This window comes from Trebonia kvetii, assembly GCF_007827045.1.
GTDB classification, from domain to species: Bacteria; Actinomycetota; Actinomycetes; order Streptosporangiales; family Streptosporangiaceae; genus Trebonia; species Trebonia kvetii.
Map to the genome: position 1 here is coordinate 440,319 of NZ_RPFW01000006.1, position 20,893 is coordinate 461,211.

The 20,893-nt window shown below is 67.3% G+C and carries 18 protein-coding genes and 4 pseudogenes; 11 read left to right on the forward strand and 11 right to left on the reverse strand.

The window, feature by feature from the left end:
* The first annotated feature begins 539 nt into the window (after positions 1 to 539).
* The 4 genes and pseudogenes from ltrA to EAS64_RS30695 form a co-directional block, all read left to right on the forward strand.
* The gene (gene ltrA, locus EAS64_RS30680; protein WP_246115951.1) at positions 540 to 2,243 is read left to right on the forward strand and encodes a group II intron reverse transcriptase/maturase; all 1,704 of its coding nucleotides are present in this window, start codon (positions 540 to 542) and stop codon (positions 2,241 to 2,243) included.
* Between the two features lie 75 nt (positions 2,244 to 2,318).
* Positions 2,319 to 2,519, forward strand: a pseudogene (locus EAS64_RS46250) (IS630 family transposase); the annotation flags it as partial.
* A gap of 1,785 nt (positions 2,520 to 4,304) precedes the next feature.
* Entirely contained in the window at positions 4,305 to 4,916 is a 612-nt protein-coding gene (locus EAS64_RS30690) for a hypothetical protein (protein WP_145858694.1), read from the forward strand.
* A 459-nt stretch (positions 4,917 to 5,375) separates the two neighbouring features.
* Positions 5,376 to 5,910, forward strand: a pseudogene (locus tag EAS64_RS30695) (transposase family protein); the annotation flags it as partial.
* 48 nt (positions 5,911 to 5,958) lie between these two features.
* Here EAS64_RS30695 and EAS64_RS30700 read toward each other — a convergent pair.
* Positions 5,959 to 7,191: an IS110 family RNA-guided transposase gene (locus EAS64_RS30700; protein WP_145858696.1), complete on the reverse strand. Its 1,233-nt coding sequence runs from the start codon at positions 7,189 to 7,191 to the stop codon at positions 5,959 to 5,961.
* A 565-nt stretch (positions 7,192 to 7,756) separates the two neighbouring features.
* Here EAS64_RS30700 and EAS64_RS30705 point away from each other — a divergent pair.
* The 3 genes and pseudogenes from EAS64_RS30705 to EAS64_RS30715 form a co-directional block, all read left to right on the forward strand.
* Positions 7,757 to 7,978 (forward strand): annotated as a pseudogene (locus EAS64_RS30705) (transposase family protein); the annotation flags it as partial.
* A 644-nt stretch (positions 7,979 to 8,622) separates the two neighbouring features.
* Positions 8,623 to 8,877: a hypothetical protein gene (locus EAS64_RS30710; protein ID WP_145858698.1), complete on the forward strand. Its 255-nt coding sequence runs from the start codon at positions 8,623 to 8,625 to the stop codon at positions 8,875 to 8,877.
* A gap of 503 nt (positions 8,878 to 9,380) precedes the next feature.
* Positions 9,381 to 9,866, forward strand: coding sequence for a hypothetical protein (locus EAS64_RS30715; protein ID WP_145858699.1), 486 nt, complete (start codon positions 9,381 to 9,383; stop codon positions 9,864 to 9,866).
* A gap of 375 nt (positions 9,867 to 10,241) precedes the next feature.
* On the opposite strand, the gene EAS64_RS30720 is transcribed toward EAS64_RS30715, so the two are convergent.
* The gene (locus EAS64_RS30720) at positions 10,242 to 11,072 is read right to left on the reverse strand and encodes an alpha/beta hydrolase (protein ID WP_145858701.1); all 831 of its coding nucleotides are present in this window, start codon (positions 11,070 to 11,072) and stop codon (positions 10,242 to 10,244) included.
* Between the two features lie 216 nt (positions 11,073 to 11,288).
* Here EAS64_RS30720 and EAS64_RS30725 point away from each other — a divergent pair, with 216 nt between their 5' ends.
* Positions 11,289 to 12,014: an alpha/beta fold hydrolase gene (locus EAS64_RS30725; RefSeq protein ID WP_145858702.1), complete on the forward strand. Its 726-nt coding sequence runs from the start codon at positions 11,289 to 11,291 to the stop codon at positions 12,012 to 12,014.
* Between the two features lie 21 nt (positions 12,015 to 12,035).
* Here the strand turns inward: EAS64_RS30725 and EAS64_RS30730 are convergent, their stop codons facing one another.
* A complete protein-coding gene (locus EAS64_RS30730) occupies positions 12,036 to 12,680 on the reverse strand; it encodes a TetR/AcrR family transcriptional regulator (protein WP_145858703.1) in 645 nt (214 codons plus the stop codon).
* Between the two features lie 98 nt (positions 12,681 to 12,778).
* Between EAS64_RS30730 and EAS64_RS30735 the strand changes: the two genes are divergently transcribed.
* Complete coding sequence (locus tag EAS64_RS30735; protein WP_145858705.1) at positions 12,779 to 13,189, forward strand: GlcG/HbpS family heme-binding protein; 411 nt, start codon at positions 12,779 to 12,781, stop codon at positions 13,187 to 13,189.
* 202 nt (positions 13,190 to 13,391) lie between these two features.
* Here EAS64_RS30735 and EAS64_RS30740 read toward each other — a convergent pair whose 3' ends face one another.
* From EAS64_RS30740 to EAS64_RS30765, 6 genes and pseudogenes are all read right to left on the reverse strand, one after another.
* Positions 13,392 to 13,946 (reverse strand): hypothetical protein, encoded by a 555-nt coding sequence (locus tag EAS64_RS30740; protein WP_145858707.1) that lies wholly within the window; start codon positions 13,944 to 13,946, stop codon positions 13,392 to 13,394.
* Positions 13,947 to 13,981: 35 nt separating this feature from the next.
* Positions 13,982 to 14,442: pseudogene (locus EAS64_RS46255) on the reverse strand (IS3 family transposase); the annotation flags it as partial.
* Positions 14,443 to 14,466: 24 nt separating this feature from the next.
* Positions 14,467 to 16,803 (reverse strand): tyrosine-type recombinase/integrase, encoded by a 2,337-nt coding sequence (locus EAS64_RS30750; protein WP_222849734.1) that lies wholly within the window; start codon positions 16,801 to 16,803, stop codon positions 14,467 to 14,469.
* A complete protein-coding gene (locus tag EAS64_RS30755) occupies positions 16,800 to 17,864 on the reverse strand; it encodes a tyrosine-type recombinase/integrase (RefSeq protein WP_145858710.1) in 1,065 nt (354 codons plus the stop codon). Before EAS64_RS30755 ends, EAS64_RS30750 begins: the two co-directional genes overlap by 4 nt.
* Entirely contained in the window at positions 17,806 to 18,411 is a 606-nt protein-coding gene (locus EAS64_RS30760; protein WP_145858711.1) for an IS3 family transposase, read from the reverse strand. The genes EAS64_RS30755 and EAS64_RS30760 overlap by 59 nt, the downstream gene beginning before the upstream one ends.
* Complete coding sequence (locus EAS64_RS30765) at positions 18,408 to 18,719, reverse strand: transposase (protein WP_145858713.1); 312 nt, start codon at positions 18,717 to 18,719, stop codon at positions 18,408 to 18,410. The genes EAS64_RS30760 and EAS64_RS30765 overlap by 4 nt, the downstream gene beginning before the upstream one ends.
* A 203-nt stretch (positions 18,720 to 18,922) precedes the next feature.
* On the opposite strand from EAS64_RS30765, the gene EAS64_RS43960 reads away from it, so the two are divergent.
* Both EAS64_RS43960 and EAS64_RS30775 read left to right on the forward strand, forming a co-directional pair.
* The gene (locus tag EAS64_RS43960; protein ID WP_187366286.1) at positions 18,923 to 19,213 is read left to right on the forward strand and encodes a VOC family protein; all 291 of its coding nucleotides are present in this window, start codon (positions 18,923 to 18,925) and stop codon (positions 19,211 to 19,213) included.
* 90 nt (positions 19,214 to 19,303) lie between these two features.
* A complete protein-coding gene (locus EAS64_RS30775) occupies positions 19,304 to 19,492 on the forward strand; it encodes a hypothetical protein (RefSeq protein ID WP_145858716.1) in 189 nt (62 codons plus the stop codon).
* Positions 19,493 to 19,505: 13 nt separating this feature from the next.
* Here the strand turns inward: EAS64_RS30775 and EAS64_RS30780 are convergent, their stop codons facing one another.
* Both EAS64_RS30780 and EAS64_RS30785 read right to left on the reverse strand, forming a co-directional pair.
* Positions 19,506 to 20,285: a trimeric intracellular cation channel family protein gene (locus tag EAS64_RS30780; RefSeq protein ID WP_145858718.1), complete on the reverse strand. Its 780-nt coding sequence runs from the start codon at positions 20,283 to 20,285 to the stop codon at positions 19,506 to 19,508.
* A 65-nt stretch (positions 20,286 to 20,350) separates the two neighbouring features.
* On the reverse strand, positions 20,351 to 20,878 hold the full coding sequence (locus EAS64_RS30785; RefSeq protein WP_187366287.1) for a threonine/serine exporter family protein: 528 nt from the start codon (positions 20,876 to 20,878) through the stop codon (positions 20,351 to 20,353).
* Positions 20,879 to 20,893 lie beyond the last annotated feature (15 nt).

Sequence of the window (20,893 nt, forward strand, 5' to 3'; positions counted from 1 at the left end):
ACAGGCTGGGGAAGGCCGGACGGGTGAACGCAAGTGAATCCTCGATGACGCCTCGTCATTAGCACTTTCGCCGGTGGGTCGCAGGAGGCGGGAGAACAGGGGCCGGCCGCTGGAAGGCGGCGGGTGCCGGCCGGGCGAACTTGGCTGGCCGGGAGCGCACCACCGTCCCCGGGGTTCAGAGGACGCCCACCCCGGCCGCATCTATCGCATGCGGAACGTGACAACCCCGATGGGGTCCGGCGGGATACCTGCCGGCAGGCCGACCGTGAGGGAAGCTGAATTCCCCAGCGGGCGCAGGAAGACCCGAGAAGCGAATGCCGGCGGCCGAAAGGCAGCAGGAAACCGGAAACCGGGTGCTGGCTCCTCCGCCAGCGGTTCCCGCATAACTGGCCGGATAGGGCTGCTGCCCGGCTCGAAAGAGCGCTGACGCGGGTCTGGTGAGCCCGCGGAGAGAAGATGTCAGGACGCCCGAACCGAGGGACAAGTTGGACGCCGATCTGGTGAACGGACCTGAGGACGATGGCCTGGACTGGGACACTGTGGACTGGGGCCAGGCCGAAGAACACGTACGGCGTCTGAGACGGCGGATCTTCGCGGCATCACAGGCCGGGGACCTTGCTAAGGTCCGCAGCTTGCAGAAGCTGATGCTCCGCTCCCGCAGCAGCGCTCTGGTGAGCGTGCGGCGGGTAACGGAGGTCAACGCTGGCCGCAGGACGGCCGGGGTCGACGGGCGCATCGTGCTGGCAGGCCGGGAGAAGGCCGACATGGCCGCCTGGCTCCAGCGTGGCGCGGCCGGATGGAGGCCCCTGCCCGTCAGGCGGGTGTATGTGCCCAAGAGCAACGGGCGCCGTCGCGGGCTCGGGATTCCCGTGATCGCCGACAGGGCGCTTCAGGCCCTGGCGCTGAACGCGCTGGAGCCCGAGTGGGAGGCCCGGTTCGAGCCGAGATCCTACGGATTCCGGCCCGGCCGGGGCTGCCATGACGCGATCGTGGCCATCCACACCACGGCATCCCGCCAGGATGCCCGCAGGCTGTGGGTGCTCGACGCCGATCTGGAGGCGGCGTTCGACCGGCTCAGCCATCAGCACATCCTCCGGTCGCTGGGGACGTTCCCGGCCAGGGAACTCGTCCGGCAGTGGCTGAGGGCAGGCGTGCTGGAGGACGGCCGGATCACCCTGACCAGGGAGGGAACCCCCCAGGGCGGCGTCATCAGCCCCGCGCTCATGAACGTGGCACTGCACGGCATGGAACAGGCCGCCGGGGTCCGGTACTGGGAGGGCAGCACCCTGCGTGCCGCTCCCGGCACGCCGGTCCTGGTGAGATACGCCGACGACCTGGCGGCCCTGTGCGCGTCCCGCGCGCAGGCCGAGCAGGTCAGGGCACGGCTCGCCGAGTGGCTGGAACCCAGGGGCCTCGCCTTCAACGAGGCCAAGACCAGGATCGTCCACCTCAGCCAGGGGTTCGACTTCCTCGGGTTCAGCATCCGCCGCTATCCCAACGGCAAGCTGCTGACCAAGCCGAGCAAGGAGGCAATGCGGCGGATCCGGGAGCGGCTATCCGCGGAGGCAGTAACCCTGCGCGGGGCCACCGCGGACGCGCTCATCGCGCGGCTCAACCCGATCATCACCGGGTGGGCCGCCTACTACCGGATCGGGGTGTCCAAGCACGCCTTCGGCGCGCTGGACGCCCACCTGTGGAGGCTGGCCTGGAAGTGGGCCAGGTACTCCCACCCGAACAAGCCAAGGCGCTGGATCATCGCCCGGTACTTCGGCATGTTCAACCCGGCCAGGCAGGACAAGTGGGTGCTCGGCAGCCGGGAGACCGGCTTCTACCTGCGCAAGTTCGCCTGGACGAAAATCGTCCGGCACCGGATGGTCGCCGGGCGGGCGTCTCCCGACGATCCCGCCCTCACCGGGTACTGGCAGCAGCGGCGACGTCGCGACCGCCTCCCGGTGGACCCGGCGACCTGGCACCTGCTGAGCCGCCAGCGCGGCCGGTGCCCGCTCTGCCGGGGACTGCTGCTGCACGCCGACCGCCAGCCGCAAAGCCCGGAGGAATGGCAGCAGTGGCACACCGCCACGCGCAAGGCGATCCGCAAGCACGCGATCGCCAGCGTGACGGACCTCGGCACGCCGGACGAACGCGCCGCATACCACCTCATACACGCCTACTGCCGCAACCGCATCGGGAACGGCACCAGCCCGGCACTTCTGCCCGGCCCGCAGCCATCAGGGCTTGCCTGAGCCGAGCTGCCCGGAAAACGGGCACGGCCGGTTCTGAGGGGACCCCGGCGCGGCAACGCGCCGGGGTTACCCGACGAACGCTGGTTCGCCGAGCTGACCAACCGCAAGCTGCGCCGCTCCGCGCACCGCAGCGTCACCGAACTCGAAACCGACATCCGCAAGTGGATCAACGAGTGGAACAAGGACCCCAAGCCGTTCGTGTGGACCAAGTCCGCCGACGAAATCCTCGAAACCCTCGCCGCCTACTGCCAACGCATCATCGACTCAGGACACTAGCCTGAAAATGCGACGGAGCAACGCCTTATGGGTCAGCCCAGTTTGACCACTACGCCTGACCACAACGGGATCGGCCAACGGTCGATTGAGCCAGACAGGAAAGAGGTCCAAGCCCAGGCCAGCGACGGTAACCGACAACGTGAACGTACTTTGCAACCAGGTGGTCTCGATGGCAGCAGCAGTGTCAAGCCGAGGTTGACACTGAAACGGTGGTCGCAGAGAGCCGTGTATGCGGAGCTGGCCGGGCCAGCTACGGGCCAGAAGAGGCGATCCTGTAGGGGTAAGCCGGGACAACCGGAGACAATGCGCGGCTCCCCCACCAGCATGCATGTAAGCGCAGCTCAGGCCAGAGATGGTCATGACCGTTCTTCCAAGCTGGTCATGCGGCTCAGCGGGTAAGCACTTCGGCGCCCGGACGCATGAGACGATCTCCCTAGCAGTGAATCTAAGACGGCAACTAATCCGAAGCCGACTGGCGGTCAAGCTCTAGCTCCAAACCTGTAGGGCCAATCTTTACTCGGCTAATTTCTCGCAAGCTATCAGCTATGCGCCGAAACACAGATTTCTTAGCGCAACGCTTGCAGGTTACCGATGCAACGAATTCGAAAGTCGCACTGAGATCGCCAGATGCGCTCATGTCGAGGCATTCAACGGCATAGTAATATTCAACGTCCTGCCGACATGACGGGCAGGGCAACTTATCGAACTCGACAGGCAGATAGGCCACGATCCTTGTCGCCAAACTGCCACAATGACAATAGACAGCTTCTCTAGCGCCGTTAGTGATCTATTTATTTTGTTCAGCCTTTGCCCGTTTTATTTCTATCGTGCCCCAATATGAATCATCGTGGCTACCGCAGAGGTAATAGACCTTTCCAGGTCGCTCCATAGCAGCTCCCTCCCAACGGTGGCTCGATCGCTGCCACTAATTATGGCTCCACATGTGCGCCGGAACTCGTACTGTTCAGTTGTCAAGTTGCAGTCAGGTGCCCCGTGCCACGCATGTGCCAGATCGAGCAGAGTTCGACGGTCATCAGGGGGCTCCTGCGGACACGTGGAACGGCCTCCGACCTGGAGTGCGCAGGTCGACCCCCTGCGTGAAATGACCTTCTAAGCAGTTGATCAGTGGGCCGCGTCTGTTCCGCTAGGATGCTCGCAGACGCCGGCATGGTGGCGGTCGGAGCGCTGCTGGCGGTGGCGACAATTTCACAGATTGTAATAGGAGTCATCCAGCCACCCAAGAAGGGAGATGATCGCATGACCAAAAATCTGCGTGTCCAAGTCTCTTCCGCACTGATGATTCTGGTCTCTGTGTCCACAAATATCGCCACCGCCAGCAGCCACCCTGGCCATTGCGCCTGACCCACAACGAGGCCGGGAGTCAGTCGTCCAGAGCCGACAGAGGAAGAGGGCCAGGCCCAGGCCAGTGACGGTAACCGACAGCCTGAACGTACTTTGCAAGCACAGGGTCATAGCTCTCCGGCCTTAAGGCAGCGTGCCCGCTGCGTGCCCGATAGGACGAGCAGAGGCGGTATCCCTCGGTCAATCACGTGTACTAGTTTAGGCCCATTGATCCGGGTTGCTGAGGTCGACCGGGTATGACAGGCCAGTTCCCAAGCTGATCGTCGTAGAGCAGTAAGGCAGAGCAACCCACCCCGACGACCACTGACATTGGCCACCCTCACCATGCGGTCCACGCTGGACTTCAGGCAGGGACCCGCCGACAGTTCGCATCAAGATGATCAGCCACTACCCCAAGGTGTTCCGGCGTCGTAAGCTCCAGCTGTGTCGATGGATGCCTCAACTGAAGTCCTTGCGTTCGCGACTGTTGCACTGGCGTTCTTTGCCGTGCTCACCGCGCTCTTCGCCTGGCTGGCTTTCCGCAAGCAGTCCGCGGAAGTAGAGCTGTTGCAAGACCAGGCCGAGCGCGACACCTACGAGCGCCGCCGCGCCCAAGCCAGCCACATATTCCTCACGAAAACGGGTAAGCAGAGCTTCACCGCTGGGCCGGAGGGCGGTGACGGGGAGACAGAGATCAACAAAGTCGTTGAGGCAACCTGTACAAACACCAGCGATCAGCCAGTGTTCGACGTCACGTTCACGTGGTATTGGGTCGATTTTCCCCTTCCAGAAGGAAAGAAAGGGGACCCCGTGCCTGTGCTAATGCCCGGGCGAGACGTCACGAGAGGTGAGCCGTCGTTCATCGTGCCGCCAGAGGCCACGCCAATCGCAGATGTGACTTTTCGCGATGCAGCAGGGGTGATTTGGCGACGTGACCTAAAGGGGGAGCTCAAGGATCTCACACCGCGAAGGACACATGTCAGACGACGGGCCGCGCTGGCCAGATTCTGGCCGCATCGCCACGCTGTCGAGCACGGCGGCGACGAGGTGGCCTGATTTTGGCCTTACAACACTGCGCGACAGCGGAAAATGATGCGAGCCAATGACAACCATCCTGGCTACTCACCTGGTAAGTCTCAGGTCCTGACAGCCGGTGACACACTCTACGAATCAGATGCTGTCGACCTCCTTACGCCCCGCTGTGGAAGCGGAAGGTCCCAAGCGGTGCCAGAAATCCGCGGTCCTATTCTGGTTGCAGTTCTGGGGAAGAGCGAAGCACGGGATAGCTCTGAGGCGATCTGGTAAGCGGCCGGTCGTATAGGAGCGCGGCAGCAGCTCGTGCTGAGGAGTAAGTGAGCCTTTTCCAACTTGATCGTAATCAGGTATTGACTCTGGGTGATTGATAACGTTGTCGCGACGGACCGGCCGTGGCTGGGTCACGTGGCTGCGGGAACGGCGAAGCCCCTGGTAAGCGAGGGATTACCACATCTCATCGCCGTCACCAGGGGCTTCTTCATGCTGTTTTACCGTGCCGCGCTGCCGCTGTCATCCAGGACCCTCAACTTCGCCGCCGGGGTGGTCCGCCGGCACCTGAAGGCGATCGGGTCGCGGTGGCGGAAGCTGAATGCGGGCCAGGAAGCCCTGCTCGTGCTCGCCTCCTGCGCAAAGGGGAGACGTTCGACGAGCTGGCCGCCGGGTTCGGGGTCGGCAGGACCACGGCGTGGCGGTACGTGAACGAGGTCGTCGAGCTGCTCGCGGCCAGGGCGCCGAAGCTGCGCCATGCGGTCCGGGACGCTAAAAGGGCAGGTCACGCGTACGTCATCGTCGACGGGACGCTCATCCCGATCGACCGGGTCGCACGCGACAGGCCGTTCTACTCCGGCAAGCACAAGAAGCACGGGATGAACCTGCAGGTCATCGCCAGTCCCGACGGTGAGATCCTGTGGGTCTCGGGGCACTGCCCGGGTCGGTCCACGACAAAAAGGCCGAGTGGATCTGGGGCGTGCTCGACGAACTGGAGAAAGCCGGCCTGGTCACCCTCGCGGACAAGACATCCGATGCCCTTTAGCTGTCAAGTAGCTGGTGGAAATTCATGTTGTCAGGCGGCTGCGGGGATGGTTCTGGTGGGGAATGCGGTGGCCTCGTCGTAGTGCTGGCCGGTGGTCAGGCAGTGGTGGAGGCAGCCGAGGAGCCGGCTGAAGAGGTTGCGCTGGGCGGCGGCGTGGCGGTCTCCGGCGTCGCGGCGTCGGTCGTAGTGGTCGCGGGCGCCGGGTGATGCGGTGATGGCGGAGAATGCCCAGATGTAGCCGGCGGCTGCGAGCCGGTTGTTCTTGACCCTGCGGTGGGTGACGGATCTGCTCTTGCCGCTGGCGCGGGTGACGGGCGCGGCGCCGGCGTAGGCCTTGAGTCCTTTGGCATCCTGGAAGCGGGACCGGTCGTCTCCGATCTCGGCGAGTACCCGGGCGCCGGTGAGCGCGCCGATGCCTGGGAAGCTGGTGATGATGCCGGCGTCCGGGTGCTGGTTAAAAGACTCGACGGCAGCCTGCTCGAGGTCATCGGCGGACTGGCAGGCAGCGTCGAGCTGGCGCAGCAGCGCGAGCGTCTGGCGGCCCATGGCCTGCTCGACGAGGGGGAGCTGGCGCATCTGCTCCTGGCGGAAGGCGTCGCGCAGCCGCTGGGCCTCGGCGTCGATGCCGCGGCTGCGGCCGGCTTTCCGCAGCAGGGCACGCAGCTGGGCGAGGGTCAGTTTCGCTGCGTCTGCCGGGGTGGCGGCGGCGGCGAGGACGGCGCGGGCCTCGGGGCGCATGATGCCGCCCTTGGCGGCGGCGAAGGCCGCGAGGAAGCCGGGGAAGTACTCGCGCAGGTGGGAGCGGAGCTTGTTGTGGGCGGCGACGCGGTCCCAGACGGCGTCCTGCTGGGCGCGGGCCAGCACGGCGACGGCCTGGGCGAGCTCGCTGTCGGCGGGCAGCGGCCGGTGCGCGTGCAGGTCGGTGCGCAGGACGTTCGCCAGCACGACCGCGTCGCCGTGGTCGGACTTGCGGCCCGCCATGGAGTGCCGGTCCCGGTAGCGGGCTGTCGCCATCGGGTTGACCGGGTAGACCTTGCGGCCGGCGGCGCGCAGGCAGGCGACCAGCAGGCCGCGCGGCGTCTCGATCGCGACCGGCACCGGGTCGCCGGCGCTGTCGCCTTTCTCCGCGAGCAGGTCCAGCAGCCGGGCCAGGCCGGCCGCGTCGTCGCTGACCCGCAGCCTGGCCACCAGCCCGCCGTCGCGGTCCACGAGGGCGATGTCGTGATGGTCCTCCGCCCAGTCGATTCCGCAGAATACGTCCAATCTGTCTCCTCCGTTCCGTTGGCAGCTCCTGTCCGAGCTGGCCAGGGCCGTGCAGGGCACGCGCGCTCCCTAATGGAAGGGCTCAAGGGCACCGCCATCCGATTGGCCGTTCGTGACCCCGGCTGCCCGCAGGCCCCGGTCCCGGCCAGGGCTCGGCGGCTCCCGGCACTGATAAGGGGTAGCTCCTGCGGATGGCTCAGGCCACGACCACCCATACCGCCACGACCAGCACATTCCCAGCACCCGGCCCGGCGTGTCGCCCGCCGGCCGGGGAAAAGCGCGGTCGCCGCCGGGACCCGGATCTTCGACAAGAGGTCCAGCCCCGGTGATGTCAGCGGGTCACCCGGCGCCGACCGCGCCAGCCCGGTCCTGCCAGCCTTGGTCGAGGCGTCACGCGCCAGGATCGCTATCGGCATCGACCGGGAGACGGACCCCGCAGCCTCGAACGAAGGCTCAAGCCTCAGGCAACAATGGCGGTGGCCCGGCACGAGCGGTCCCACGATCTTGTCAGAGGACTCGAGCCCCCGGGGTACCAGCAGTGGTGACCAGCTCATGTGCCCATTAGGGGTACCAGGGCAGCACCTGGGCGAAGGTCCCGTACAAGGGCAAGAACAAGCCGGAACCGCAGAAAGAGGCCAACCGGGCCCACGCGAGACTGCGCGCCCTAGGCGAGCGGGCGAACGCCCAGCTCAAGACATGGAGGATTCTGCGGAAGCTACGCTGCTGCCCGTGGCGCGCCGGGAAACTCGCCAAGGCCATTCACGTACTGCAGCTCCGCGAGGCATAACCAGGTTGGAAACAGCTCAGTACAGCAGTGAAGTACCGCAACCGGGACGGAGATCGGCGGACGTTAATGGACCGTCTATTCCAGCTAGTCCTGGACTTTCAAACGGTCGTTCGGATATGTGAAGTAGCTACGGATCAAAAGGTTGGGGGTTCGAGTCCCTCCGAGCGCGCTCGTTGAGACAGCGACGAACAAGGCCCTGACCAGCAACCTACTGGCCGGGGCTTCGTTCGTTAGCGGGGGGCCAGCTCACGGGAGCGGCCTTCTGGTCCCCTTGGGAGCCACGCTGGGAGCCACGGACACACGCTGACCGCCGAACAAAGCGCGGCTCATTGACTCAGCGGCAGCCCGCTTGTCACCTTCGAGCAGGTGTCCGTACACGTCTTTGGTGATCGCGATGCTGGCATACAGAGGACCTCAGAGACCACTTCCAGCCGCGTCCCTTGTGCCAGCATCAGCGAGGCACCCGAGTGGGGCGGCCGGACGAGGCATCACGATCCTTGACCCGCTTCACCCCCCAACACGCGGGCAGCGTCCTCAGGACGCACCAGCAAGACCGGAAGCTTGTCTGAGACCCGCCTTGTCTTCACGCTGCCTGCTTGTCAGGACGCCTTGACAGGCAATACTTGTCAGGGAATCCTGACATCATGTCTGAGAAGAAGGTCCGCGTTCGTCGCATGTCTGAGAAGGTCCGCGTCGGCATCGACATGGACATCACAGGCGACTGGTCCGCCGACCCACTTACTGTCATCAACGGCATCGCCGCTGGAGTCAAGGGGATGGAGCCCCCGCTCAGAGCGGCCGTGAAGCTTGCCAGGCAGCAGGGCCGCACCTGGGAAGAGATCGGCAAGGCACTGGGCGTAAGCCGCCAGTCCGCGTGGGAACGGTTCTCCCCCGACTGACCACGCGGACGATCCGGCCCGCGCAGTCAGCGGGCCGGGACAAAACACCGAAAGGGCACTTGAACTGCCTTGAACCGCATTCAGCTAAGCACTGCCGAATTAGACCGTTCTTAGATCAAGGCGACGCCGCTGCGCGGCGCCGCCGGCGCGATCCGGGCTGGGCTCTACGCTGGGGCGCCCGCCGGGCTCGGACGCGCCAACGCGCACAGAAGCCACTGATCTACCAGGCTTAATCGGACACGACAGCGCTGCATCGGCCGTCTTCCTCGGCTTCGATTGTCCAGCTCGCAGGCACCGCGTCTAGGCCGCCCTCCGGGCGTCGCTTCGCGATGTCGTCGCCAGCCTAGACCCGGCACCCACTCACATGGATCCGGCACCTGCGAGGCAGACGGGAAAGAGCAGGAATTCCGTGTATGGCGTACGCGTGAGAAACTGGATGCAGCCGTGGTGCCATGCTGCGGCACCCATCGGCTGGGTACCAGCGGTAGCAGCCGGGATGGTGGATGATGGCAACATTCAGAACGTTCGCCGAGGTCCTTACGCCTGACGACCCATTTCTGAAGAGGGGTCAGGAAAAGGGCTTTACCGCGGGCTTTGTTCTTGCGGACGTCCTCAGGCAGACCGGGGGCGCTTACCAGACCACGGCTCCCATGTCAGAAAAGTTCCGCGTCTGCATCCGGGCAGTGGCGAGGCTCACCTCAGACGACGAGCTCCTCCGCATCGCGGACCTCCCCGAAGTGCCGGTGCCGCTGGGAAACTGCCGCCAGCTTGACCCGCAAACCCACTTTGTCATGGTCTGCCGTCTGGACGTCAGTCCTGCGGAGACCCCGAGATGGCGGCGGATCCGGCCTGCAGGCGTCTCTCCCTGGCCGCGAGGCGAACCCAGGATTCTTGACATGTGCCAAGGTGCTCGCATCGAGGAGCGTGTAATCCTTCCAGACGGCTTCAGCATGCTCCGCATGGGGCCAGCCGCGAACGTCCCGGCGTAACGCAGACTGTCTTGCCCGTCCGCGGATCAGATCGTGGACGGATGGGAGCCACACTGGGAGCCACGGGGACGGACAACCTCATCGCTGCCCGGACTCGCATGGACAACGCGAAGCGATCCCGCCGAGGTCACGGACCGATCTGAACGACGCCGGACGCCGGTACGGGAAGCTACGGATCAAAAGGTTGGGGGTTCGAGTCCCTCCGAGCGCGCACTGTGATGTCGCAAGACATCGGAATGACCCTGAACCCTCAACGGGTTCGGGGTCTTCTTGGTTGGGGGCCGTGGTTTCCCGGTGGGCTGGCAGTTTCTGGCTGGGTCGAGGGTATCTGGCGGACATTGCCCCGTGCGAGAACGCCAGTCGGCCCGCGGCGGGTTAGGTCCGCGCGTTGCGCACGGCCCAGTCGAGCGAGTAGTCCGCCACCTCTTCCCAGCCGTCCTGGGAGAAGGTGTAGTGGGAGCGGTTGGGGTACTCCTTGAGTTCGGTGAGCGCGCCCGTCTTCTGCTGGATGTTGTAGGCGGCGCGCGTCGACACTGCGGGCACGGTGTGGTCCTTGCCGTTGGCGAGGAACAGCAGCGGCGCGCGGCTCGAGTTATGCCGGTTGACCGTCGTCACTGCGTGGGGCGTGAAGTTCGCGAACGCCGCCTGGAAGAGCGTGCGCCCTGGCCCCGGCACCGCGAGCCTGTCGTAGATCGGCTTCGACTCCTCGAGTGTGAGCGTGTTGGTGAAGCCGTAGTGGAACTCTTCCGGCGTGAGCATCTGGGTCGTGTGGCGGTTGGCCGGGTTCTTCAGCGCCACCGAAGCAACCTTGGCCTGGGCGAGGGGCAGAATGTACACGCCTTTGATCTGCGCCGGGCTGATCGCCACGGCCGAGGCGCCGAGGCCGCGGTCCAGCAGGAGCTGAGTGATAAGGCCGCCAAACGAGTGGCCCATGATGATGGGCGGGGCGCCGAGACCACGGATGATCCCGTCGTAGTGGTCGGTGATCTCCTTGATCCCGAGCCGCTCGTACCTGGAGGTATTCTGGCGAACCTCCTCCACCGTTCCCTCGAGTCCCGGCCAGGCCGGTGCGAGCACGGCGTGGCCCTTCGACTCGAAGCGCTGCTTCCAGCCTTCCCAGCTGAGCGGCGTGAGCCAGAGGCCGTGGATCAGGACGATGGTGGGCTTCTGCGCCACCGGGGCGGCGTCGGGCGTGTCGGTGGTCATAGGGCTCCGATCCGGGTCAGGCGCGAGTACTTACGCGAAAATACCCACGCGACAGCCGCCCTGAACTGACACGGAAGGGGCCACTGTTGTCCAAGATGCCTGTCGCACGGGATGTCGTCGAGGTCGGCTGCGGCGACGGGGGCAGAGCGGTCATCAGCGACTGCGCTTTGTAGGGTGGTGCCGAAGGGGCCGGATCACCTCAGCGAGAGGACCGAAATGGCGAAGCCCACGATCGTGCTGGTACACGGAGCCTGGGCCGATGGCTCCAGCTGGAACGGCGTCTCGACCGAGTTGCAGGGCCGGGGCTTCACCGTCCTTACCCCACCGAACCTCCTACGCGGCGTCACGACCGACGCTCAGTACGTCGCCTCGTTCCTCGCGCAGCGCACGAACGGCCCCGTCGTCCTGGTCGGCCACTCATACGGCGGTTTCGTCATCACGAACGCCGCGCTCGGGGGCGGCGACGTGAAGGCTCTGGTCTACGTCGACGCGTTCATGCCCGACGAGGGCGAGACGACCTTCGGGGTCCTGGGCGACTCGGGGTCGGCGCTGGCCGTACCCGACCCGACCACCGTCCTGGACGTCGTCGGATATCCGGGGGCGCCCGAAGGCGACGCCGACGCCTACCTTAAGCCGGACGCCGTCCATACCGCCTTCGCACAGGATCTCCCGGAGGTCGACCGGTGGCTCATCGCGGCAAGCCAGCGCCCGCTCACCCTGGCAGCCAACACCACCCCGTCCGGCGCCCCGGCCTGGAAGACGCTCCCGAGCTGGGCGGTGATCGGCACCGAGGACAGGATTATCCCGCCCGCAGCGCAGCGCAAGATGGCTGAGCGGGCGGGCGCCACGATCACCGAGGTGGACGCCTCGCACGTGTCGATGGTGTCGCACCCCGAGGTGTCGGTCGCGGCGATCCTCGCCGCCGTCGCCGCCGTGGGGTGACCGAGCTCAACCCCGCTTTTGTTACTTCGCTTGCGAGACTGTCGTCTCCCCTGCCAGCGGCGCGAGTCCGACGAGCTTGGACAGGAATCGATCGGCTTGCTCGGGGAAGGGCGGCCAGGGCAGGTCAGGCTCATTGATCCGCAGAGACAGCATGCCGATCACGGCCGTCCGGAGATCCAATGCGACGGTGGCGGCGTCCCCTGGCGAGGCAACCCCCGCGTCCATGCAGCGCTGCACCGCAGCCGTAGTGCGCGTGAACGCGGCCTCCTTGAAGGGCATGCCGACCTTGCTCTCATGCATCACCTTGTAGATGCCGGGATGCTCCTGCACCCAGGCCGCCTGTGCCAGGATCCGTGCGCGCAAGCCGAGAGCGGGGTCCTGTTGTGCGTCCTCGGCGTCATCCGCGGCCTGGAGCATCTCCGCATGGCAGCGCTGCATGGCCGCCGCGACGAGCGCGTCACGATCTGGAAAGTACAGGTACACAGAGGTGGGGGATATCGACACCGCACGGGCCACCGCGCGCAGCGACAAGGCCTCGTCGTCGGCTAGGTCGCCGAGCATCTGCACGGCGGCGGAAATGATCTCCTCCCGCAGCCGTTCCCCCTGCCCGCGCGCGTTGGGGCGCCGAGGGCCAGCAGAGAGACCTGCCGAGGTGGTGTCGTCCATCGCCCGATCATTCTAGCTTCGCGTGCTTGCACTGACGTCGTCGCTAACGATACGCTTGTTCATATAAGGACAGTTGTACACTAACTCAGGAGATCGCCATGCCGCTAACGCTCCAAGAGACTCAGACAGTCATCGCCGGCGCACACGAGCGCGCCGCCAAGATAGGCGCAATGGTCACGGTCGCGGTCGTCGACGAGGGCGGACACCTGCAGGCCCTCGGCCGCATGAACGGCGCAGCGCCGCTCTCGGCTCGGATCGCCGAGACCAAGGCGGCCAGCGTCGCCCTCTTCCGCCGCGACGGCGCCGCACTGCGCCAGATGCAGGAGGCCTCGCCTGGCTTCTTCGCCCAGCTGGATCGGGTCGTGCGGGTGCCCATCCTGGCGGGCGCCGGCGCGGCGCTCATCCTGCGGGGGGACACCGTCCTCGGCGCGCTGGCGGTAAGCGGCGGAATGGTGCCCGGGCAAGACGACGAATGCGCAGAAGCCGGGCTTACTGTTCTCGCTCCCTAGCGCAGCCCCTCATGTCAAAGGGCCGGTCTGAGGTTGCCCCGCTTTGACGGACAGGGTTGATGGCTAGGTCAGGCTACTCGCCTGAGCTTTCTCGTGATGGTTGCTTTCGTAGTTGGCTGGGCCTCCGGGTAGCCGAGCGCTGGGTGCAGCCGGGTGCCGTTGCGCCAGGCGATGTACTCCACGACGGCGCGGCGCCCCTGGGCTACGGGAGGCCAAGTTCCCATTCATCTGGGGGGACGACCGCTTCGCAATACAGCAGGCCCGTCAGGCCGGCCTGGTCGCATGCATGCTTCACGGAATTCCCCATGAATACCGATAGGTCCCAACCCCGGTTGGGCACCCTGAAGAACTGACGGTCGGTCATGGGGTCATGAAGCGGCGGCATGTGCGGGAAGGCGAATTCTTGCCAGCTGTAATCAGGGGGGATCGAGCTGCCGACGTCGACGACATCGAGCACTTTCGTGGCCTGTACGACTGAGAACTCGGTCCCGTCAACCAGTAGCCTGGCATACGGCTTCAGGCCCCCGTCAACCGCCGCGTCAAGCGCCCGGAGGGCGACGCCGTCCACGGCGAGGTCCCGCAGGAGGTTATGGCGGAAGATGTTCGGCTTCACCAGCGACTCTCCTGGCTCCCAGGTCACCTGCAGCGGTTCCGTGATGACGGGGAAGGCCTCCGCCCACCGGCGCTCCATGACCCTGGCGAGCAATTCGTCATCATCGCTCGCCAGAAAGCCGTAAGCCTCCACGTCGGCTTCCACGCTAAACGGCATTGATTCTTCCCGCTACGGCTAGGTCAGGCTACTCGCCGGACTTTGTTGTGATGGTTGTCTTCGAATGCGGCTGGGCTTTGGTAGCCGAGTGATGAGTGCAGGCGGGTGCCGTTGTACCAGCCGATGTACTCCACGACCGCCCGCCTGGCCCCCGCTCTGGTCGGCCAGGCGCGGGTATCGATGAGCTCGCCCTTGAGCGAGGAGAAGAACGACTGAGCGAGGAGAAGAACGACTCGGCCAGCGCGTTGTCCCAGCACTGGCCCGTCCGCCCGACCGAGAGCGTGACCTGCTTCTCCTCTGCGAGCGCGGCGTAGGCGGCGGAGGTGTACTGGCAGCCGCGGTCGGAGTGGAAGACCACGCCCGGCTCCGGGTCCCGGATGGCGACCGCGTTGGACAGCGCGTCCGCGACCAGTTCGGTGCGCAGGTGGTCCGCGAGGGCGTAGCCGACGACCCGGCGGGAGGCGATGTCGATCACGGTGGCCATTATGTGGAATCTGAATGTCCGGTTTTATCCGTGTCTGGGATGCGTGATTGCGGCGATCGGCAGGCTGGTCGCGCCGGGTGGCGGGTCTGTTTCCCGTGGTGTCGTGCCTGCCGGCGTCGCGACGCCGGCTAGCCGGGTGAGCAGCGTGTCCAGCGCGGTCTGGCCGTCCTCGACGGCGGCGCGCTCGTCAACGGTGAGCGGGATGGACACGAGCATCCGCTGCAGGTTGTCCTTGGCTTCGAGGAGCTGGGCCTTGCCGGAGTCTTTGGGCAGGTAGAAGTCGCAGCGGGCGCAGGCCATCCGGTGGGGGCACTGCTCGAAGAAGTTGTAGGTGCAGTATCCGTGGCCGAGGTCGTAGTGCTGCCAGGGCTGTCCGGCCGCGGCGGCCCCGGAGGTGACGGCATCGCGGTCGATGAGGACCTCGATGGTGCGGATGTTCCGGGCGAAGTAGCCGGCCTCGGTGTATGCCCTGGTCAGGGTGTTCGGGGTGATCTTCGCGTAGTGCTGGGTGGAGGTCGGCGTGCGGTGCCCGAGCCAGGCTTGCAGCTCGAACAGGGTCATCGGCTCCTTGGCGTTGTAGAGCTGGCTGGCGATCGTGGAGCGGGCCCGGTGGCTGGTGATGTTCCCGCGGACGTCGGCGGCGGGGACGCCGGCTTTGGCGCAGAGCGCCGGGATGATGGTGCGGTTGATGTATGCCCTGGCGACCGGGTGGGCCCGGACGGAGAACAGCAGGCTGGCCTGCTCGCCGGTCTTGCGGTCGGTTCGCGGGGGCTGGGCGGGCCGCAGCGCCTGCCACGTCTCGATGGCCTGGCCGACGATCGGGTCGACGGGCTTGGTGAACGCGGTGCCGGTCTTGTGGACGGGAACGTCGAGGAGGCAGACTGCCTCGCCGGCGAGGATCTCGCGGGAGTCGGCCGGGACGGGCATCCCGTCGTGCTGCCAGCGGATGCAGCCGGTCCGCAGCCGGACGATCTCGTCGCTGCGCAGCCCGGAGAACAGCCAGGTCAGGGTTAGCGCGCGGATCAGCTCGACCGGGTAGTAGCTGCCCGCGGACGTGCCGGGCAGGTCGCCGGCCTCGATGTTCAGCCCGGCGTGCAGCAGCTTGGCCCACACGTCGTCGGCGATCACCCGCGGGTCGGTGCCGATCAGCGCGCTGACGCTGCGCGGGACGCCCAGTGCGCGGACAGGGTCGAACCGGCGGGGGATCCACTCCCATTCCTGGCAGTCGCGGAAGAACACCCGGGTGGCCATGAGCTGGTGGGCCTTGGTGCGCGGGGAGACCGGCTTCCCGGCCCGGCCGCCGAGCGCGTCGGTCCGCTGAACGTAGTCGCCGACCGACATCCGGTCGACGGCCGCGACCCACGCAGCGCAGGTCTGCCGGGTCCACTGCCCCGGCTCGGTGATCTGCGGGTGCTCGGCGGCCAGCCAGCGCCCGGCCTTGGCCATGATGGTCCGGATGATCGCCCGGACCCGGGGAGTCAGGGCCGAGGTGGCGTGCCACTGCTCGACCCACTGCGCCCAGGCCGGGTCAGCGCCCTCGATCACCGGCATCTGGTTGCGGCCGGGCCGGACGGGAGGCTGGCAGTAACCGAGGTCGGCGGCCGCTTTCTGCAGCGCGAACAGCGTCGTCTGGTGCTGGCGGCCGGCCGCGGCAGGATGGCCGCGCAGCCGGGCGAACGCCTCCGTGCTCAGGTCGGCCAGGCGAGGGCTGCCGTTGATGAGCAGCGCCTGCGCCAGCACGCCGGGCAGCTGGCGCCCGGCGTCGCGGGCCTGGCTGCGGTAACCCCACCTGTCCAGGACCGCGGCTGCCTCGCTCATTGCCGCGTCGGCGGCCTCGCTCCCGAACACGAGCTGCGCCAGGTGCAGCCGGTTGAACATGCCCAGGTGCTGGAAATCGGTGAAACCTCCGAGCAGGTAGGCCAGGGCGACCAGGAACGGGCGCACCGCCCGCTCAGTCGGCAGTGACCGGGCCGCCAGGAACTCCCCGCTGCCAGCCCCGGCCAGCCGGGCCCAGTCCCAGCTGCTCCAGGCCCAGTACGACTGCCCGGCGTCCGCGCAGTGCTGCAGGACGACCGCCGCTGCCTGCGCCCCGGCCCGCCGGAACTTGGGGTCATCGCCGTGGTGCAGGACGGCGCGGACCGCGTCCAGCGGCACTACCAGGCGCGAGATCGCGTCCCACTGCCGTGCGGTCCGCCGCGGCACGCCCGTCGCCCGGTTGCGGCGCAGGCTGACCGGGCCGATGGCCATGATGGCGGCGGCCTCGCCGTCGAGCAGTTCCCGCCTGCGGTCCCAGCCTTCGGCCTCAAGCCCGGGACTCCACGGAGCCCGGGTGGCCCTCGCCGGCGCCGGCGCGGCCCTCACCGCGCACCGCCGCCGGCCGCCGCCGGCTCTGCGAGCATCTGCACCCGCCAGGCGTGGACGTGCGTCATCGAGGCGTTCAGCTTCTCGGCCAGCTCCCGGCCGGACAGGTGGATATACCGCAGCGTCGAGTCCGTCGAGCGGTGCCCGGCGAAGGTGGCGATCGCGTGCACCTCCCAGCCCATCCTGGCCAGGTCAGTCAGGCACAAGTGCCTGGTGGTATGCGTGGAGAACCGGGGAACCCCGGCGTCCAGCGCGACCCGCCGGACTGTCTTCGACCACGACCACAAGGACAGCGGCTCGGCCCGGTTGCGCCGCGACTCCGACAAGAACAGCGGGCCCCGTTCCCGGCTGACCGTGTTCCGGTGCCGGAGGTAGGCCGCCAGCAGCAGCCCCGTCGGCGCCGAGTACGGCACCACGCGCCCCCGCCGGGTCTTCGTCGTCTCCGCCCGCACCCGGATCGTGCGGTGCGCCGGGTCCAGGTCGTCGGTGCGCAGCGAGCACAGCTCTTCGCGGCGCAGCGCCGCGTCATAGGCCAGAGCGAGCATCAGCCGGTTGCGAGCCGGCTCGGCCCGGAAGGCCCCCAGCACCTGCAGCCACTCAGCCTCGCCCGGGATCCACGGCAGCTTCTCCATCCGCGGCACCAGCGGCCTCGGGCCTGCACCGCCGAACCGGCGGGCGGGGGTATAGGCGCCGCGCCCGACCGGGTTGGAGTCGCGGACGCCCTCCTCGACGAGATAGTCGTAAAACAGCCGCACCGGCACCAGCCGCTGCTGCAGCGTGGCGTTCGACAGCCCGGCACCGGAGTCCAGCGCGATCACGTTCCCGCCGCTGCGGCTGGGCCGGGTCCTCAGCTCCCGCACGAACCCGGCGACGTCAGCGCGGGTCGCCGTGACCGGGTCGGACCCGCTGCCCTCGCACGACTCCAGGTACTCGGCCAGGCCACGTGCGTAAGCGTCGATCGTCCGCGGCGCCCGCCCCAGGTCAGCCCAGATCCCCAGCCATTCAGCAGCCCGCTCGTGCCGCCCCAGAACCGGCCACTTGCCGGACAACGCCGTATCCATCCCCCGCAGGACCCCCGTCCCCGTCGGCCTGCGGTGACGCTATCGGGCGGTCGCGGCGCTCACGTGGAGCCACGCCGCGGTGATTCCACGTAACTGATAGATAGAGCCATCCTTCCCAGGTCGCGATGTAGGTGATGTCCCCGCACCACCTCGTGTTCAGCTTGGAGGCGTCGGCGGTGAAGTCCCGCCTGATCCTGTCGGCTCTCGCGGCGGCGGCCGGGTCGGGGATGGTGGTCTTCTTCCACCGCCTGGCCGCCCGGCCGCGCAGGCCCTGGGCTCGCATCAGCCGGGCGACCCGCTTGCGCGAGTGCTTCTTACCCTGGGCGCGCAGCTGGGCGTGGACCCGCGGGGCGCCGTAGCGGCCCTTGGAGTCCTCGTGGACCGTCTTGACCTGGGCGGCCAGCTCGGCGTCGTCCCGGTCCCGGTTCGACGGCTCGTCGCTGCGTGCGGCGTAGTAGGCGGACCTGGAGACCTTCAGCAGCTCGCACGCCCGCTTGACGTTGTGCTGCTGCGCCTTCTCCGCCTCGATGAAGGGGTAAAGCCTCACCGGGTCTCCTTCGCGAAGAAAGCCGTGGCCCGCTTGAGGATGTCCACGTCCTCGCGCAGCCGGCGGTTCTCCCGCCGCAGCTCGGCCAGCTCGCGGCGCTCGTCGCTGGTCAGGCCCCCGTCATCCCTGGTCCCCGAATCGCGCTCGGCCTGCCTGACCCACTCCCGCACGGCCGTCTCGGTCAGGTCGAAGTCCCTCGCGACCTGCCCCACCGACCGCTCCCCGCGCTGGCACAGCTCAACGATCTCCGCCTTGAACTCCGGAGTGAACGAACGGCGCCGCCGGGGCTTCTTCCCCATGCTCTCCATGATCGGACATCCTCTCGGGGCAGAACCCCTGATGGTGGATGTCCGTCAAATCGGGTCAGGCTCAGGTCCCGCTCTCGGGACCGGCCCTTGACATGCCCGGTGCTACGTTCTGGGTATGGCGCGGCTTAACAGCTTGCAGGTCTGGGTCGCCGACTTGGCGGCCGCGGCACAGTTCTACGGGCAGTTCATCGAGCTTGAACTGGATGAAGAGCTCCCACCAGCACGAAGGTAACGAGGCCCCGCATTACGACCTGGCTTGGGGAGACTTCACTTCCGGTGAGTACGTGATGCTGCGCATCGCGCCGGCCGGGCCGGGTCAGCGCACAACCGGGGCGCAGATCGGGACCACCGTCGACGATGTCGACGCGGTACACCAGAAGGCGGACCAGTTCGGGGTAACCGTGCTGGAGCAGCCCCATGACGGGGAGTGGGGGCGCAATGCCGTGTACGAGGACCCCGACCGGAACATCGTTTCTGTGACGTCGGCTAACTAACGGGCGCTTCGAAGGCTCATCGACGGGTAGTCCAGCCGCGTCACTGCTGATAGGTTTCGCCCAAAGCGGAACAAAGGTAACCTAAACACCATGAATCCCGCAGAGGAGATCACCCCTGAGCACGCGGAGCGGCTGATCGGACTGCTCGGCATGATGAGTGATCTCGGTCGCGAAGGCCTTGCCTTCATGGTTGGCCACATGGCCTCGAAGAACATCGACCTCGCCATCGAGGCGTTCGGCGCGCTCATGGCCACTGAAGTGTCGCTGGAAGAGTCCTAGCGGCGGTGATCCATCACGCCGGCGGCTGGTCTCCGTCGGGGGAGTCGTCGCGGGATGAGTCGTGGGACGAGTCGTCGCCGGAAGAGTCGTCGCCGGAACGGGAAGCAGGCCCGCCCTTCTGGCGTCTCAGGGCGTTAAGCCGCTGCGGGACGTCGGGCGGGAAAGGTGTCTGCAGGTCCCAGCGCAGCGAGGCCAGGCGCATCGCGACCACCACGAGGAAGCCCACGGCCTGGCTGACGGCGACGTCGACGTGCATCGCGTTGGCCGTGACGTAGACGCTGGCGCCGACCAGGGCGGCGGTGGCGTTCCACGGCCCGCGGTGGATCACCGCCGCCGGGCGTCCGGCCAGCAGGTCGGCGAGGATGCCGCCGCCGACCGCGGCGCACACGCCGACGAAGATCGCCGAGACGTCCGGCAGGCCGTAGTAGAGGGCCTTTCCCACGCCGACAAGCATGAAAAGGCCGTCGGAGAGGGCCTCGAGCAGCACGAATATTGCTCGCAGGCGACGCATCAGGCTGGTGAACAGCAGGCCGGCCAGGGCGGCCACCGTGACCGTTGGCAGGTAGTACGGGCTGGTGACGGCGACCGGGCGGAGCCCGAGCAGCAGGTCACGGACGATACCGCCGCCCAGGCCCATGACGACCGCGAGCAGCAGCGCGCCGAAGACGTCAAGCTCTTCCCGTGCCGCGATGGCCGCGCCGGCCAGGGCGCCGACCATCACCGCGGCCAGGTCGATCCACAATGGCACGTGCAGCGGCTGCAGCAGGACCGATCCGGACGCCGCGCCGGTCATCCGGTGCCTCCGATCAGCTGCACTGAGTCTCCCGATGTGCGGCAGGCGGTGTGCCGCAGGTCAGCTTAGCCGTGGATCAGGGTGACCGCGGCCTGGGCGAGGGGCACGGCGCCCGGCGTGAACTGCCCGACGGCGATCTCCGCCTCGCGCCAGGTCTGCTGCACGCCGGGGGCGAAGCCGACCGCGAACAGGACCGCGCCGACGACCCTGAGCCACCACGGGTACGGGTCCCGGCTCGATTCGAGGCGGGCAAGCACCCGGGATGCGGCCGCGGCGCTGAGCCGCCCGGCCAGGATCCTGTTGACGAGGAACTTCGCCTTGGAAACCAGGTCCAGCCTGGTCAGTTCCGGTCCGACACGGATCGTGTCGTGGTAGGCCGGGGCGTCGGCGTGCCTGACGTTGAGCACCGCCCCGTCGGCGACCGCGAGGATCTCGGCGTGCGCACCGTACCTGCGGCCGACGGCCCGCACGGTATCCCGCAACTCGAACGCGCCCCATCGGCTGTGGAGCAGCAGGAAACGGGTCAGGCCGCTCAGCAGCGTGTCGACTTCGGGGTCCGCGTTGCCTGCGGCGGCGTTTTCCGTGGCGGTCATCGGCGTATCCGTACC

Coding starts and splice junctions, on each gene's coding strand:
- EAS64_RS30710 (WP_145858698.1), top strand. CDS start 8,623: ATGTCTGAGAAGAAGGTCCGCGTTCGTCGCATGTCTGAGAAGGTCCGC.
- EAS64_RS30715 (WP_145858699.1), top strand. CDS start 9,381: ATGATGGCAACATTCAGAACGTTCGCCGAGGTCCTTACGCCTGACGAC.
- EAS64_RS30720 (WP_145858701.1), bottom strand. CDS start 11,072: ATGACCACCGACACGCCCGACGCCGCCCCGGTGGCGCAGAAGCCCACC.
- EAS64_RS30725 (WP_145858702.1), top strand. CDS start 11,289: ATGGCGAAGCCCACGATCGTGCTGGTACACGGAGCCTGGGCCGATGGC.
- EAS64_RS30730 (WP_145858703.1), bottom strand. CDS start 12,680: ATGGACGACACCACCTCGGCAGGTCTCTCTGCTGGCCCTCGGCGCCCC.
- EAS64_RS30735 (WP_145858705.1), top strand. CDS start 12,779: ATGCCGCTAACGCTCCAAGAGACTCAGACAGTCATCGCCGGCGCACAC.
- EAS64_RS30755 (WP_145858710.1), bottom strand. CDS start 17,864: ATGGATACGGCGTTGTCCGGCAAGTGGCCGGTTCTGGGGCGGCACGAG.
- EAS64_RS30765 (WP_145858713.1), bottom strand. CDS start 18,719: ATGGAGAGCATGGGGAAGAAGCCCCGGCGGCGCCGTTCGTTCACTCCG.
- EAS64_RS43960 (WP_187366286.1), top strand. CDS start 18,923: ATGAAGAGCTCCCACCAGCACGAAGGTAACGAGGCCCCGCATTACGAC.
- EAS64_RS30775 (WP_145858716.1), top strand. CDS start 19,304: ATGAATCCCGCAGAGGAGATCACCCCTGAGCACGCGGAGCGGCTGATC.
- EAS64_RS30780 (WP_145858718.1), bottom strand. CDS start 20,285: ATGACCGGCGCGGCGTCCGGATCGGTCCTGCTGCAGCCGCTGCACGTG.
- EAS64_RS30785 (WP_187366287.1), bottom strand. CDS start 20,878: ATGACCGCCACGGAAAACGCCGCCGCAGGCAACGCGGACCCCGAAGTC.